Source organism: Collinsella aerofaciens (genome assembly GCF_041537385.1).
GTDB lineage: Bacteria > Actinomycetota > Coriobacteriia > Coriobacteriales > Coriobacteriaceae > Collinsella > Collinsella aerofaciens_BV.
In genome coordinates this window covers 81479-95708 of sequence record NZ_JBGORS010000002.1, presented here as the reverse complement: position 1 = coordinate 95708, position 14230 = coordinate 81479, and the positions used below count along the sequence as shown (strand labels likewise).

Annotated in this window: 12 protein-coding genes; 6 read left to right on the top strand and 6 right to left on the bottom strand. The window is 59.1% G+C overall.

The window, feature by feature from the left end; genetic code table 11:
- Positions 1 to 2: 2 nt before the first annotated feature.
- Together ACEG18_RS03855 and ACEG18_RS03850 are read left to right on the top strand one after the other, a co-directional pair.
- Positions 3 to 587, top strand: coding sequence for a hypothetical protein (locus ACEG18_RS03855; protein WP_217749795.1), 585 nt, complete (start codon positions 3 to 5; stop codon positions 585 to 587).
- A 172-nt stretch (positions 588 to 759) separates the two neighbouring features.
- Positions 760 to 2214, top strand: coding sequence for a S1C family serine protease (locus ACEG18_RS03850; RefSeq protein WP_372541313.1), 1455 nt, complete (start codon positions 760 to 762; stop codon positions 2212 to 2214).
- A gap of 107 nt (positions 2215 to 2321) precedes the next feature.
- Here ACEG18_RS03850 and ACEG18_RS03845 read toward each other — a convergent pair whose 3' ends face one another.
- The 4 genes from ACEG18_RS03845 to ACEG18_RS03830 are packed head-to-tail and all read right to left on the bottom strand — an operon-like array spanning position 2322 to position 3975.
- Positions 2322 to 2573, bottom strand: a complete 252-nt coding sequence (locus tag ACEG18_RS03845; protein WP_161115503.1) for a helix-turn-helix domain-containing protein — start codon at positions 2571 to 2573, stop codon at positions 2322 to 2324.
- Between the two features lie 12 nt (positions 2574 to 2585).
- Positions 2586 to 3158 (bottom strand): hypothetical protein, encoded by a 573-nt coding sequence (locus ACEG18_RS03840; RefSeq protein ID WP_372541311.1) that lies wholly within the window; start codon positions 3156 to 3158, stop codon positions 2586 to 2588.
- Positions 3151 to 3519 carry a hypothetical protein gene (locus ACEG18_RS03835; RefSeq protein ID WP_161115505.1) on the bottom strand — a complete coding sequence of 123 codons (369 nt, stop codon included), beginning with the start codon at positions 3517 to 3519 and terminating at the stop codon, positions 3151 to 3153. The genes ACEG18_RS03840 and ACEG18_RS03835 overlap by 8 nt, the downstream gene beginning before the upstream one ends.
- 54 nt (positions 3520 to 3573) lie before the next feature.
- Entirely contained in the window at positions 3574 to 3975 is a 402-nt protein-coding gene (locus ACEG18_RS03830; RefSeq protein ID WP_372541309.1) for a hypothetical protein, read from the bottom strand.
- A gap of 429 nt (positions 3976 to 4404) precedes the next feature.
- On the opposite strand from ACEG18_RS03830, the gene ligA reads away from it, so the two are divergent.
- Positions 4405 to 6633: an NAD-dependent DNA ligase LigA gene (ligA, locus tag ACEG18_RS03825; protein WP_372541307.1), complete on the top strand. Its 2229-nt coding sequence runs from the start codon at positions 4405 to 4407 to the stop codon at positions 6631 to 6633.
- Positions 6634 to 6691: 58 nt separating this feature from the next.
- Here the strand turns inward: ligA and ACEG18_RS03820 are convergent, their stop codons facing one another.
- Positions 6692 to 7531, bottom strand: a complete 840-nt coding sequence (locus tag ACEG18_RS03820; protein ID WP_372541597.1) for a MerR family transcriptional regulator — start codon at positions 7529 to 7531, stop codon at positions 6692 to 6694.
- Positions 7532 to 7595: 64 nt separating this feature from the next.
- Positions 7596 to 8942 carry an MATE family efflux transporter gene (locus ACEG18_RS03815; protein ID WP_372541305.1) on the bottom strand — a complete coding sequence of 449 codons (1347 nt, stop codon included), beginning with the start codon at positions 8940 to 8942 and terminating at the stop codon, positions 7596 to 7598.
- 261 nt (positions 8943 to 9203) lie between these two features.
- On the opposite strand from ACEG18_RS03815, the gene ACEG18_RS03810 reads away from it, so the two are divergent.
- The 3 genes from ACEG18_RS03810 to ACEG18_RS03800 all read left to right on the top strand — a co-directional run bounded on the left by ACEG18_RS03810 (position 9204) and on the right by ACEG18_RS03800 (position 14178).
- Positions 9204 to 11033: an ABC transporter ATP-binding protein gene (locus tag ACEG18_RS03810; RefSeq protein ID WP_372541304.1), complete on the top strand. Its 1830-nt coding sequence runs from the start codon at positions 9204 to 9206 to the stop codon at positions 11031 to 11033.
- Positions 11026 to 12924 carry an ABC transporter ATP-binding protein gene (locus tag ACEG18_RS03805; RefSeq protein ID WP_372541303.1) on the top strand — a complete coding sequence of 633 codons (1899 nt, stop codon included), beginning with the start codon at positions 11026 to 11028 and terminating at the stop codon, positions 12922 to 12924. Before ACEG18_RS03810 ends, ACEG18_RS03805 begins: the two co-directional genes overlap by 8 nt.
- Before the next feature lie 216 nt (positions 12925 to 13140).
- Positions 13141 to 14178, top strand: coding sequence for a putative endonuclease domain-containing protein (locus ACEG18_RS03800; RefSeq protein ID WP_372541301.1), 1038 nt, complete (start codon positions 13141 to 13143; stop codon positions 14176 to 14178).
- The last annotated feature ends 52 nt before the right edge of the window (positions 14179 to 14230 follow it).

Sequence of the window (14230 nt, the reverse complement as noted above, 5' to 3'; positions counted from 1 at the left end):
GAATGATTGATAGAAAGCAGTTCTTAGGTCTGATGGCGGGGGCTCCTATTTTGATGCGAGCCGGGATGGCAGAAGCCGTGGAGTTGCCGGACGCTCAGAAGCGATTGACGCTCGTGGTCGACACGGTGGTCAGAGATGAAAATGGCAATGAAAAAACGCGAACAAGAAGCAGAGAGACTATTTTCACGCCAGAGAGCAAAACTGTGTCTGCCGACGCTATGGCCGGTGATGTCATAACAATCCAGAGGGAATCAGATGAAACGTTGCCGCTGCTTGCCAAGATTGAGCTCACAGTCGCTTATTATAACGATAAAACAGAAATTGAGATTCGTTCCGGAAAGTACTCGATAGTCCAAATCGATCCACTCGTGATGTACGCAAACGCTTGGTATGCGCTCATGCAGAAAGATAAATATGTGATGAACTACTTCACAGAAAGCGAAGCATCATATGAAACGGGGTGGGGGCCAACGCCATACGACGCGGAGAAGGATAAGTGGACGTGCGGGTCAGGCATGGGTGCGACGATTACGGACTTTATTAACGATTCAACATATAATTTTGCTATCGACTGTTATATTGAATAGACATGACGGCATAAAACGAATTGGCTTATAAGCATGTCATTACTTAAGCAAAGCTGAAATCTTGGCATCTAGTGCTCGGGACTGCCCAGCTTGGGGTACAACTCAACATGAACAATGATGGCCCGCCACATGTTTGGCGGGCCTTTGGTTATCTGACGAAAGGATCGCAGCTATGAGCGAGAACGATTCCCAGCGTCCCCAGGATGTTGGCAATGCCGGCGAGACTCAGCAGCAGCCGCGCGTGCAGGTGGAGTCGACGCCTGCCGGCAGCAACATTCCCTACGTGCAGGCTTACGACACACAGACCGGCAAGCCGCTGGGTGGCCAGCAGGTTGTAAACAAGCGCACAGTGGTCAAAACCAAGACCAAAAAGCTGCCGATCTTTATTACAGCGCTTGCCGGCTGCGCCTGCGGCGCCCTGCTGGTCATCGCGCTCATTATGAGTGGCACGCTCAACATTGGCGGCGGGAAGAATGCCGTGACGGCGGGTGCTTCGGGTTCGTCGACGCAAAAGATTACCATCGACTCTGAGGACACAACGCTGGCTGAGGCCGTCTCTGCCAAGGCGTTGCCCTCCGTGGTTTCCATTACCGCCACTTCGAGCGGCAGCCAGAATGGCTCGCTTTCGCAGTCTGCCGACGAGTCGGATGGCTCGGGCAGTGTCGGTTCGGGCGTTGTGCTCGATACCGAGGGCCATATCCTCACCAACAACCATGTGGTCGATGGTTACGACCAGTACGTGGTTACCATGGACGACGGCACTACGTACGAGGCCGAGTTCGTGGGCAACGACGCCTCGAGCGACCTGGCCGTCATCAAGCTCAAGGATGCTGACGCCTCCAAGCTCACGCCGATCGAGATTGGTGATTCCTCCAAGCTCAACGTGGGCGAGTGGGTCATGGCGATCGGCTCGCCGTTCGGCAACGAGCAGTCTGTCTCCACGGGTATCGTGTCGGCGCTCTATCGTTCCACGGCCATGAGTTCTACCAGTGGCAACACCATCTACGCCAACATGATCCAGACCGATGCCGCCATCAACCCGGGCAACTCCGGCGGCGCGCTCGTCAATGACAACGGCGAGCTCGTGGGCATCAACTCGCTTATCGAGAGCTATTCGGGCTCCAGCTCGGGCGTGGGCTTTGCCATTCCGGTCAACTATGCCAAGAACATCGCCGACCAGATCATCGACGGTAAGACGCCGGTGCACCCGTACCTGGGCGCTACGCTTTCGAGCGTCAACGCGCTCAATGCCCGTACCAACAAGCTGAGCACCGATAGCGGCGCGTACGTGGCGAGCGTCGTTGAGGATGGTCCTGCTGCCAAGGCTGGTATTCAGGAGGGCGATGTCATTACCAAGCTGGGCGACGACGAGATCACGAGTGCCGATGGCCTGATCATCGCGCTGCGCAGCCACGAGGTGGGCGAGAAGGTCGAGATTACGCTCATGCGCGGCAAGGACGAGAAAAAGGTCACGGTTGAGCTGGGCTCCGACGAGGAGCTGCAGAACCAGCAACAGGACGACAGCGCGACCGACACCGGCAACGGCGGCATCACCGACGAGCAGCTGCGCCAGTACCTGGAGGAGCTGCTGGGCCAGCAGGGCCAGGGTTACGGTCAGGGTTACTAACGAGCCGTATCGCACATATCGAAGCCAGAGGGGCTGTCCCATCAACGTGGGACAGCCCCTCTTTTCTTATTGATCCGTTGGGGACGGAGGAAAACGGATCATTTTGGTTAGTCTTCGTCGCTGGGAAGGCTTCCAAATGCCTCGATGTACTCTTCGTCCGACATCCAGTCGATGATGTCGCCAGGTTTGCAGTGAAGTGCCTCGCACATCGCGGTCAACGTCGAAAAGCGAATGCCCTTGAGCCGCCCCGTTTTAATGCGCGAAACGTTAACGGGCGAGATGCCGATAATGTCGGCAAGTTCTTGAGAGGACATTTTGCGATCCGCCATGACGCGATCGAGTCTCATGACGATTGGCATGCTGCCCTCCTTCTAAATAATGGCGTCAACGTCCGACTGCAAGAGTCGCCCGTACTCAAAGATAGCCGAAAGAGATAGCGCAAACAAAGCGAGAACCAGTGTCCAAGCGTTAAAACCAAAGATACCAATTGCGGTAATACTGACGTCGTTGGGGAGCTGGACGGCACATAGGTTATCGAAGGTAATCGAGACAATTGAAGAAATGAGCAGCAGAAGCCCAACAACCAGAAAACGCCGGCATTGTTTTCGCGTGAATATCGACTGAGTGCTGACGACGTCAAGGCAGAAGTTCAAGTAAACAATCAGGCATGCGATTGAAAGCGCCAGGGCCAGAACGTCGCGGATGGCGAGCGCGGTAAGGACGGCGCTCGGAATGGACTCACCGTTAATATAGAAGGGAGTGGGTGCAAAGAGAACCTCCCGCGCCTCGTTGGCAACGCTGAATGCTGAGAAGGCCGCCATGATTGCTGCGACAGACAAAGTGGCGAGCAACATCACACTGCTAAAACGGCATCGTTTATCTGAGCTTTCCATAATTAACCCAAAAAAGCTGCGGCAATGCCGCAGCCAAAAAATCCTAAGCATAGATGGTTCTTGCTTCAGAATGCCAACTGCCGTTGTAATAGTAAGTAACAGTTACGACGACGCTTCCGTTGCTGAGTCCGTATCTATGAGTCCAGCTGATGTTGCTAACTCGAGAATTGGAGGTCCAGTTCTTTATGGATTTGATGCCTGTTATCGTTCCATAGGTATCGTTAACGGTGTAAGTAACATGGAGCCTGACGCCGTTCGAATAGGCGAGGGTGGTTTCGGCGGTGTAGATTGAACGACTTTCGGCAACTGGTGAAATGATAGAGGAATGGGTTTCTGCTGCGAAGGCGGGCTGCGCGGTCATGCACGATAACCCAACAAGGCAGACGGCGAGTAAATAAGCAACCTTTTTCATCATTGGCTCCTAACTATCTGGTGATTATTTTTTAAACTCCTTTCTGACATCGAGCTATTCTTTTTGCGTAATCATGATGGCTGTTGGCGTTATGAGGGCGGGCAGCTTTGTTGGATCGGAATCGCTGCTGGTGTTGACGGTGCAGGTTACGTCAACGTAGACGCCTTCTTTGATGGCTCCGACTTCTGCCTTCTTACCATCCTGATCCTTGATGGGGATGGTCGAATCGACTTTGAAGTTGAGGTGCAGTGGTGCGGACTGGAATTGCTCGCTTGCGATCACGAAGCGACCTTCATTCGCCCCGCTGGCGGAAGGGTGATAAACAGCAACGACTTCACCCCGCAAGGAAAGTTCCTTCGAAAAGGGGATGTCCTTCCAGAAAAAGCCGAGCAAAGCGGCTGCTATAAGGACAAGGGGGACGAGGATGGCTAGGAAGCGTTTGGACTGATTCTTCATTTCATTCACCTCATGTTGATAATACCAAAATATATTGCAAACACAATATAAAATATTAACTGCAATGAATTGAGTTACATAAAGGAGCGTATGAAGTTGCTCGATTCTGGGTGAGCCTGGACAGTTAGTTCAGATACGTATAAATCTGGGGAAGCTTGGGATGCGTTTTGAGCAATTATTTGATTGGGATGGGGCTCGAATGGGTGTTTGGGAGGGAGAGCGGGACGTTTACATGGTCTCGAGGAGCCCAAATTAGTTGAAAAAGGGGTGTTCGTGCCTGATCCAGCTCTATGATTTATACGTATCTGAACTAACTGTCCACCCCAGTCTGGCGGCTGCCGATTCGGTGCGGTTTGAGACCGCTATTCGGCCCCATTGCGACCGGTGGTACTCTAGTATTCGTTTGAAATCGAGCGAAGGAGTGCCGCTATGGAGCAATCGAGCCTGTTTGGTGACGGCGTGGACATCGATATCGAAACGCCCGCGAGCGCGGATGCCGCCGCACCGACCGACGCCCATGCCCAGGCGGCAGCGCGCGCGGCCGAGTTGCGTCACGAGCTCGATTACCACGCCTATCGCTACTACATGCTCGATGCGCCTGAGATCACGGACGCTGCCTTTGACAAAATGCTTGTTGAGCTGCAGGAAATCGAGGCAACCCACCCCGACCTGGTGACACCCGACAGCTACACCCAACGCGTGGGCGGCTACGTGAGCGAGCAGTTTACGCCGGTCACGCACATGGCGCGCATGTATTCCATGGACGATGCCATGGATCTGGACGAACTCGACGCGTGGCTTCAGCGCACTGAGGATGCGCTCGGTGCCGGTAGCGTCACCTATACCTGCGAGCTTAAGATTGACGGCCTGGGCGTGGCGCTTACCTACCAAAACGGCACCTTTGTGCGCGCGGCCACGCGTGGCGATGGCACCACGGGCGAGGACGTGTCGCTCAACGTCCGTACCATCAAGGACGTGCCCATGCACCTGTCCGAGCCGGCGCTCGCCCACATGGGTGCCGACCGCGAGCGCACCATTGAGGTGCGCGGCGAGGTCTATATGCCCAAGGGCAGCTTTGTTCGTCTGAATGAAGAGGCCGATGCCGAGGGACGCGATCCCTTTGCCAACCCGCGCAACGCCGCTGCAGGATCCCTGCGCCAAAAAGACCCCAAGGTCACGGCGCGCCGCGACCTGGCCACCTTTATCTACGCCATCGCCGATACCGACCCGCTGCACGTCCACAGCCAGCGCGAGTTTCTCGATTGGCTGCGCAGCGCCGGCTTTAGCGTCAACCCCAACGTGGCACGCTGCGCCACGCCGGCCGAGGTCCACGAGTTCTGCGCCCAGGCGCTCGAGCACCGCGGTGACCTGGACTACGACATCGATGGCGCGGTCGTAAAGGTCGACAGCTTCCAGCAGCAGCTTGACCTGGGCTTTACCGCCCGCGCACCGCGCTGGGCCATTGCCTTTAAGTTCCCGCCCGAGGAAAAGCAGACCGTTCTACGCGAAATTCGCATCCAGGTGGGCCGCACCGGCGTGCTCACGCCGGTCGCCGAGTTCGACCCGGTGACGGTTGCCGGCTCCACCATCGCGCGCGCCACGCTGCACAACATCGACGAGATCCGTCGCAAAAACGTGCGCGAGGGCGACACTATCATCGTGCACAAGGCAGGCGACGTAATCCCCGAGGTCGTGGGCCCGGTGCTCGACAAGCGCCCGGCCGATTCGGTCGACTGGCACATGCCCGAGGTCTGCCCCGTGTGCGGCAGCCCCGTGGTCCACGAGGATGGCGAGGTTGCCTACCGCTGCGTCTCCATCGACTGCCCCGCGCAGCTCAAGGAGCGCCTGCTGCACTGGGTGAGCCGCGGTTGCATGGACGTCGACGGCCTAGGCGATGAGATCGTCGACAAGATGATCGCCGCCGGCCTGATCCACGATGTCGCGGACTTCTACCAGCTCACGGTCGACGACATCGCAGGCTTGGACACGGGGCGCACTTATGCCAGCTCCAACAGCAAAAAGGGCGTCAAGAAGGGCGACCCCATCCCGGTGGGCCTCAAGACGGCCGAGAAAATCATCGCCGAGCTCAACAAGTCCAAGAGTCAGCCGCTCGGTCGCGTACTGTTTGCCCTGGGCATCCGCCACGTGGGCAAGAGCGTGGGCGAGGTCATCGCCGAGCGATTCCTGTCGATTGACAAGCTCATCTTGGCGAGCGAAGAGGATATTGCCGAGTGTGAGGGCATCGGTCCCAAGATTGCAGCGAGCGTCAAGCAGTTCCTGGCCGTGTCCGAGAACCTTGCCGTGCTGGAGCGCCTGCGCCAGGCGGGCCTGTCGCTCGAGGTCGACTTGGGCGCTGCGCATGCGCAAGCCGCAGCCGACGCTGGCGTGGCAGGCGAGCTTGCCGACGCACAGCCACTCGCGGGTCTGACCTTCGTGCTCACCGGCACGCTCGTCAACCGCACCCGCGACGAGGCAGGCGCGGCGCTCAAGGTGCTTGGTGCCAAGGTCTCGGGCAGTGTTTCGAAGAAGACGAGCTATCTAGTCGCCGGCCCCAAAGCGGGCTCCAAGCTCACCAAAGCCGAGCAGCTGGGCGTACCCGTGCTGGATGAGGACGCACTCGAGCAGATCCTTGCGACCGGCCAGGTGCCCCAGGCTTAGCGCATTGATAGCCTAATTGAAGAACCGCCCGGGAAGCATGATGCCTTCCGGGCGGTTCTTATTTGGACGGGGCAACCGGCACCGTGATCTGCGTTACGTAGGTTGCCGGGTCGTCGCTGATGATGTCGTCGATGAGGGCGATCTCGCGCGAGGGGCCGGCGGGCGTCAGGTTGTGTTCGCGCATATAGCTGAGCAGCCGCTCGTAGCGCGGGGCTGCTTGTCCGTGTGTACCGTGGAAGCTTATGGTCAGGCAGCGCGCGGCAGGTCGCGTCTCAACATCGCCCAGGTAATCATCGGTGTCATCGAGCAGCAGAAAGACCTCGTCGTAGCCATCAAAGTCGCCGGCGGCCAGGCGTTCGGGCGCGATGCCCACACCCAGATTGCCCAGATAGGCAAAGGTTTCGTGCTGTCCCTGCTGAAGCTGGCGGATATGCCATCCCAGCGAATAGGCGTCGGTGGGATTGACGCGCTCGTGCAGCACGGCGCAGCGAAGTTCGGGTTCCTCGATTTCGCTAATGGTGTCGAGATCGACATTTAAAGCGCCATGAAGCAAGGCAAGCCGCTGGTCAATCTTGCGCGACATGCGTTCCAGCTCACGCCGCTTGTGCTCAATTAACTCCTGTTGCTTGGTCAGTTGCCGTTGCATCAAATTCATATCGCGCGTAGTGACAAACTCGCGAATCTGCGCCAGCGGCAAGTCGAGAACGCGCAGGTGGCTAATGGTGTTGAGGGTGGAGAGCTGCCGCGATCCGTAGTAGCGGTACCCACTCGCCGGATCGATGTGTGCCGGGTCCAGCAAGCCCATCTGCTCGTAATGACGTAGCGTCCCCACGCTTAGGTTAAACAGGCGCGCCACCTCGCCAATGCGGAGCAGGCCCTCGGTGTGTTCGCTTGGCATGTCGGTCACAGGACCGCTCCTTTCGGTAAAAACAGGGGAGAGGTGCTAGGCATGCGTCGCCTCGCTACGCTACCAGTTTGTCAAAAGCCCCGCGCCGGTTGAGTACGGTAAACGCGACAACGCAAATGACCGCCGACAAAATCGATCCGCACGGCGAAGCGATGCCCATGGGGAACAGCGTGTCGGAATAGGCGTTCGACAGCAGCCACGCACCGGGCACGCGAATGAGAGCCACGGCCAGCACGTTGTGCGCAAAGCCGATGTAGCTCTTGCCATACGCGGAGAAAAAGCCACTAAAGCAAATGTGGATGCCGGCAAAAATCGCGTCGAAAATATAGCTGCGCATATAGCCGGTACCGGCCGCGACCACCGCGGCGTCCTTGGCAAAAAAGCCGATAAACGCCGGTGCCACCAGCCACATCAGCACCGTGATAAGGCAGCCGTATACTACCGAGATGGTCATGGCATCCTTGAGCACCTGACGCGCGCGGTCGCCCTTGCCCGCGCCGGCGTTTTGCGCCGTGAGCGCGCTGACGGTGGCGCCCATGGAGCTCGGCACAATGAACAAAAAGCTGATCATCTTCTCGACCAGGCCCACGGCGGCGGCGTCGACGAGTCCACGGTGGTTGGCGATGACGGTGATAAACATAAACGCCACCTGGATGCAGCCGTCCTGCACGGCCACGGGCACGCCGATCTTAAGAATGCTGCTGAGCACTTCGGGCTGGGGGCGCAGGTCGCTGCGCTTAACGTGGATGTTTGTGCGACGGCTCTTGAGCCACACGAGTGCGAGGGCAACGCTGGCTGTCTGCGCGGTCACCGTGCCGAGCGCCGCGCCCACGGGGCCGAGCCCCATGTGGCCGATAAACAGAAAATCAAGCGCGATATTAATGATGCACGCCACGCCGATCACGTACATGGGCGAGCGCGAATCGCCCAGCCCGCGAAAGATGGCCGAAAGAATGTTGTACGCGGCGATAAAGGGAATGCCGATAAAGCAGATACGCAGGTAGGCGGCAGTGCCTTCGACGGCTTCGGCGGGAGTGCCAATGAGCGCCACGATCTGCGGGCAAAGCACGAGCAGGACAGCGGCCAGCACCACCGAGACGCCCATAAAGAGCGTGATGGTGTTGCCGATGGCGGTCTCGGCGCGATCGAAGCGGCGCGAGCCCACGGCGTGGCCGACGATGACCGTCGTTCCCATGGCCAGGCCCACGAGCGTCACGGTAATAATGTAGAGCGTCTGCGCGCCATTGCCCACGGCGGTGATGCCGGCAGCGCCGCTAAACTGCCCCATCATGTACAGGTCGGCCATGCCGTAGAGCATCTGCAAAAAGTACGAGAGCATATAGGGCAGGGCAAAGACCGCGATGGTCTTAAGGACGTTGCCGCGTGTGAGGTCGTGTTCCATGGGCGGGGCACTTTCTGGCTTAGATTGTTTACGTACCAGTGTAGTGAAAACCCTACAACGATTGTAGAGTCAAGGTTTGTGTTGGTCGTAGGGCGAAAAAGTCACGCTCGCGTTTATTTCTAATTGAATACGGACGTGCGCCCTGCGAGCATAAAGCCTGCGCCAACCTTACAGAAATCGATTTCGGAGCACTTGACACCGCTGCACGGCGCGCCATAATACGTGGGTTTGCGAACAACGTTTGATGGGGGATGAACCTGCGTGCGCAATCTCAAGATTCTGTTTTCCTATCTGGGGGCATACCGCCGCGATGCCATACTCGGCATGCTCTTTGTGACGGCCGAGACGGCGCTCGAGCTGTTTATCCCGGTCATCATGGCAAATATCATCGATGTGGGCGTGCCCGCGGGCGATATCAACTACATGCTGTTGCAGGGCACGTATATGTTGGTATGCGCCGCATGTTCGCTGGTACTTGGCTTGGGCTATGCGCGCACGTCTGCTCGCGTCGCCTCGGGGCTGGGCGCTAACTTGCGCGAGGCCGAGTATCGCAAGATCCAGACGCTCGCCTTTGGCAATCTGGACAACTACGACGCCAGCTCGCTCGTCACCCGCATGACCACCGACATCACCGTGATTCAAAACGCCGTAGGCAACGGCTTCCGCCCCATGGTGCGCGGGCCCGTGACGCTTATCGTCGGCTTGGTCTATGCGTTGGTGCTGTCGCGTCCGCTTGCTACGGTATTCGCGATTATTCTGCCGGTGCTGGCGATCGTACTGGGCGTTATCACCTGTCGCGTCAGTCCGCTCTACCGCCAGCTGCAGACCTCGATGGACCATCTCAACGGTGTGGTGCAGGAGGACCTCACCGCCGTGCGCGCCGTCAAGGCGTACGTGCGCGCCGAGCACGAGGAGGCCAAGTTCGATGCCGTCAATACCGAGCTCGCGCACACGGCGACGAAGACCTTTGGCAACGCCGTGCTCAACCTGCCGGTGTTTCAGCTGTCGATGTACGTGGCGGCGCTTTCCATTCTGTGGATCGGCGGTCGCATGATTCTTGCCGGCGAGCTCGGCGTGGGCTCGCTCACGGGTTTTATGAGCTACGTGCTGCTCATCATGAACTCGCTCATGATGATCTCCAACGTGTTTTTGCTGCTCACCCGCGCACTTGCCAGCGTGGAGCGCATCTCGCGGGTGCTCGACGAGCGTTCGCTTATCCAAGCGCCCGACGCTGCCGCTGCCGTGCACGGGGTGGCCGACGGAAGCATCGAGTTTCGCGACGTGTCGTTTAAGTACCGCGCGGATGCTGCCGAGGATGTGCTCGAGCATATTGACCTTTGCATTGAGGCAGGCTCCACGGTGGGCGTGCTCGGCGGCACGGGCTCGGGCAAGAGTTCGCTTGTGCAGCTGATCGCGCGCCTGTACGACGCCACCGAAGGCGCCGTACTCGTGGGCGGGCGCGATGTGCGCGATTACGACCTGGTTGCCCTGCGCGACGCCGTGGGTATCGTGCTGCAAAAGAACGTGCTGTTTACGGGTACCGTGCGCGAGAACCTGCAGTGGGGCGCGCCCGATGCCACCGACGAGGAGCTGCTGCGCGCCTGTCGAGCGGCATGTGTGGACGAGTTCCTGGATCGCATCGGCGGACTCGACGGCTATCTGGGCCAGGGCGGTGCCGGTGTCTCGGGCGGACAAAAACAGCGTCTGTGCATCGCGCGTACGCTGCTCAAGCATCCGCGCGTGCTCATTTTTGATGATTCCACCAGCGCGGTCGATATGGCGACCGACGCCAAGATTCGTGAGCATATTGCTCAGATTCCCAATACGACGGTGATTGTCATCGCACAGCGCATTGCGAGCGTCATGGATGCCGACCGCATTATTGTGTTGGACGACGGTCGTGTCCACGGCGTGGGCACGCACGAGGAACTGCTGGCGGGCGATAGCATCTACCAGGAGATTTACGCCTCGCAGATGGAGTTCGCGGGGAACGCGGACACCGGCGACGGCTGCGACGATGGCTGCGCGAATAATCCGTTTTCCTGCGTTCCCAGCGGATCGCCCTTGGAAGGGGGTGAGCGCCATGCCTAAGACATCCGCTCAGGCCCGCCCCGCCAATCTGACGCAGACGCTCCGCCGCTTGCTCTCCTACATGGGCCACGCCAAGTTCTCGCTGCTCGCAGTGGGTGTGCTCGCCTCCGTCGCCGCCATCGCGAGCCTCGCCGGCACCTACATGGTGCGCCCTATCGTTAACGGTTTGGCAACGGGCGGTGAGGAATTGCTCGCCAGGCAGGTTATCTTTACTGCTGCTATCTACGCCGCGGGCGTGCTCTCGGCTCTGGGCTACTCGCAGATTATGGTGCGCGCGGCCCAACGCGTGGTGTCCGATATTCGCCGCGACCTGTTCGCGCACATCCAGACGCTGCCGCTGAGTTATTTTGACAGCACGCGCTCGGGCGACATCATGAGCTTCTTTACCAACGACGTCGACACTGTCTCCGAGGCGCTCAACAACAGCTTTGCCAACGTGATTCAGGCGAGCATCCAGATGGTCGGCACCACGGCCATGCTCATCATCCTCAACTGGCAGCTCACGATTATCACGCTCGTGTGCGATGTGGCCATTGTGCTGTACGCGCGTTACTCGGGCATGCGTTCCAAGCGCTTTTTTGCCGCTCAGCAGGCGTCGCTGGGCGATTTGGACGGATACGTCGAGGAGATGGTCTCGGGCCAAAAGGTCATCAAGGTCTTTAATCACGAGCAGGCCAACGTGGCTGGTTTTGACGTGCGCAACCAAGAACTGCGCCGCACCGGTGGTGCCGCGCAGGCCTACGCCAACTCGATGGTGCCCATGACCGTGGTGATCGGCTATGCCAACTACGCCATCGTCGCCGTGGCGGGCGGCATGCTCTGCATCAAGGGGCTCGCCGACGTGGGCGCGCTTGCAAGTTACCTGGTCTTTGTACGCCAGGCGGCCATGCCCATCAACCAGTTTACGCAGCTGGGTAATTTCTTACTCAATGCGTTGGCCGGCGCTGAGCGCCTGTTTGCCGCCATGGACCTTAAGCCCGAGGTGGACGAGGGTTGCGTGGAGCTGGTGCAGACAGGCGACGCCGCGTGGGCATGGAAGATTCCCGAGGGCCAGGGCGTGGGCGCGTACGGGCACCTGCATGATGTGGCTGCCGTTGATGAGTCGGGCCGCGCGGTGTCTGCCGACGGTACCGAGCTCACGTGCGGCTTGGTCCCGCTTGCCGGCGACGTGCGCTTCCATGCCGTGGACTTTTCCTACGTGCCGGGCACCCGTGTGCTCACGGACCTCAACCTGTTTGCCAAGCCGGGGCAAAAGATCGCGTTTGTGGGCTCGACGGGCGCCGGAAAGACGACCATCACCAACCTCATCAACCGCTTCTACGAGGTCGATGACGGCGAGATCACGTACGACGGCATCGACGTCAAGCACATTGCCAAGGCCAGCCTGCGCGGGTCGCTCGGCATTGTGCTGCAGGACACGCACCTGTTTAGCGGCACCATTGCGCAAAACATCCGCTTTGGCAAGCTCGACGCGACCGACGAGGAAGTGCGCGCCGCTGCCGAGGCCGCTTGCGCGGATTCGTTTATTCGCCGCCTGCCGCAAGGCTACGACACACCGGTCACGGCCGACGGCGCCAACCTGTCGCAGGGCCAGCGCCAGCTGCTCGCCATCGCGCGCGTGGCCGTGGCCGATCCACCGGTGCTCATCCTGGACGAGGCCACGAGCTCCATCGACACGCGCACCGAAAAGCTCATCGAGCGCGGTATGGACCGCATCATGCGCGGACGCACCACGTTTATGATCGCGCACCGCCTGTCCACCGTCCGCGACGCCGACGCCATCATGGTCCTCGAACACGGCCGCATCATCGAGCGTGGCACGCACGAAGAGCTGCTCGCTCAGCACGGCGAGTACTGGCAGCTGGCGCATGGCTTAAAAGAGTTGGATTAACCCGTTCGGGCACGATGCTTCGACCCCTTCGTGCCCCCTTACCTCACCTCAAACCATCACAACATTCGACGTTTTTTGCCAAAATCGGAAAAAGCATCGAATGTTGTGATGGTTTTTCTACCACTCGATCGGGTGGAATCGCTTTCTTGCGCGCGAAGGTGTGCGGACCCGTGGGCAGGGGAATAAGGTTGGTTATCCGACTCCATTGGAGGGCTCATGGACCTGCCGATCGTCCTGTCCCATAAGACTGCCTGGCTGTACCACAACGTGGCGCGCCCGTCCGAGCCGCTCTCGCGAGCAAGCAGCCTATACGATGAGGACTCGCTTGCTAACGAGGCGAAGCCGACCACGAGCCTGCCCAAATTGGGACTCGATGCCAAGGGTCTGAGGGCTTCAACAGCAGTTTGGATCGTTACCGACTATCTGGTTTCGCTTGGTATTCCACGAGAAGAGCTCGATCATATCGACACGCTCGTCAACTTCGATTTTGAGCGCTCGACGCCGGCTGGATTTAAGTGCCACGTGTTTGGGGCGCCGGTACCTCCAGGCCATCTTATCGAGGTGGCAGAGGGCATTCTGGTGGTTGATGAGGCCATGTGCTTTGTCCAAGCGGGTTCGTGGATGAGCGAGCCCGAGCAGCTGGAATATGGCTACGAAATCTGCGCCCGATACCATTTGAATCATCCGTCGACAGGCGATTATATCGAGATGGGGCAGAGGTATACCGTTGCCGACTTGGTTGCCTATTGCAATGAGAACCGATCTCGTCAGGGGGCCATACGCGCGGCCGCCGTGCTCAAGCGCGTGCACGATGGCGCGCGGTCGCCCATGGAGACGGCCACCGCAATCATGGTCGTAGCAAAACGTTCCCAGGGAGGGCTGGGATACGCCAAGATTGAGCTCAACCATAGGGTCGATGTTCCCAACGAGTTCAAGTATCTCGCAAAGGCCGGGTATTTCGAGATCGACGTATATGCGCCTGCGAGCGGTACGGGGATTGAATACAACGGCTCGGATCATCTTGATAAGCAGCGCAGCGCGTCGGATGCGGAGCGTATGACCGTGCTGAGCGCGCTGGGCTTTAGGATGATCGTCCTCACCGGGACTCAGTTTGCCCATCAGCTGCAATTGCACCGGGCGATGAACGCCATCGCGCTCGCTATGGGCCTTAAGTGCGACCGAAGCGAAGCGTTCCAGAAACGTCAAAACGACCTGCGAGAATTCGTGATTCGGCACTGGGACGGCGGCCTTTAGGGGCGTTACGGCCCTTCTGCGGGGTGCCGTGGGCAGGCAGACCATCACAACA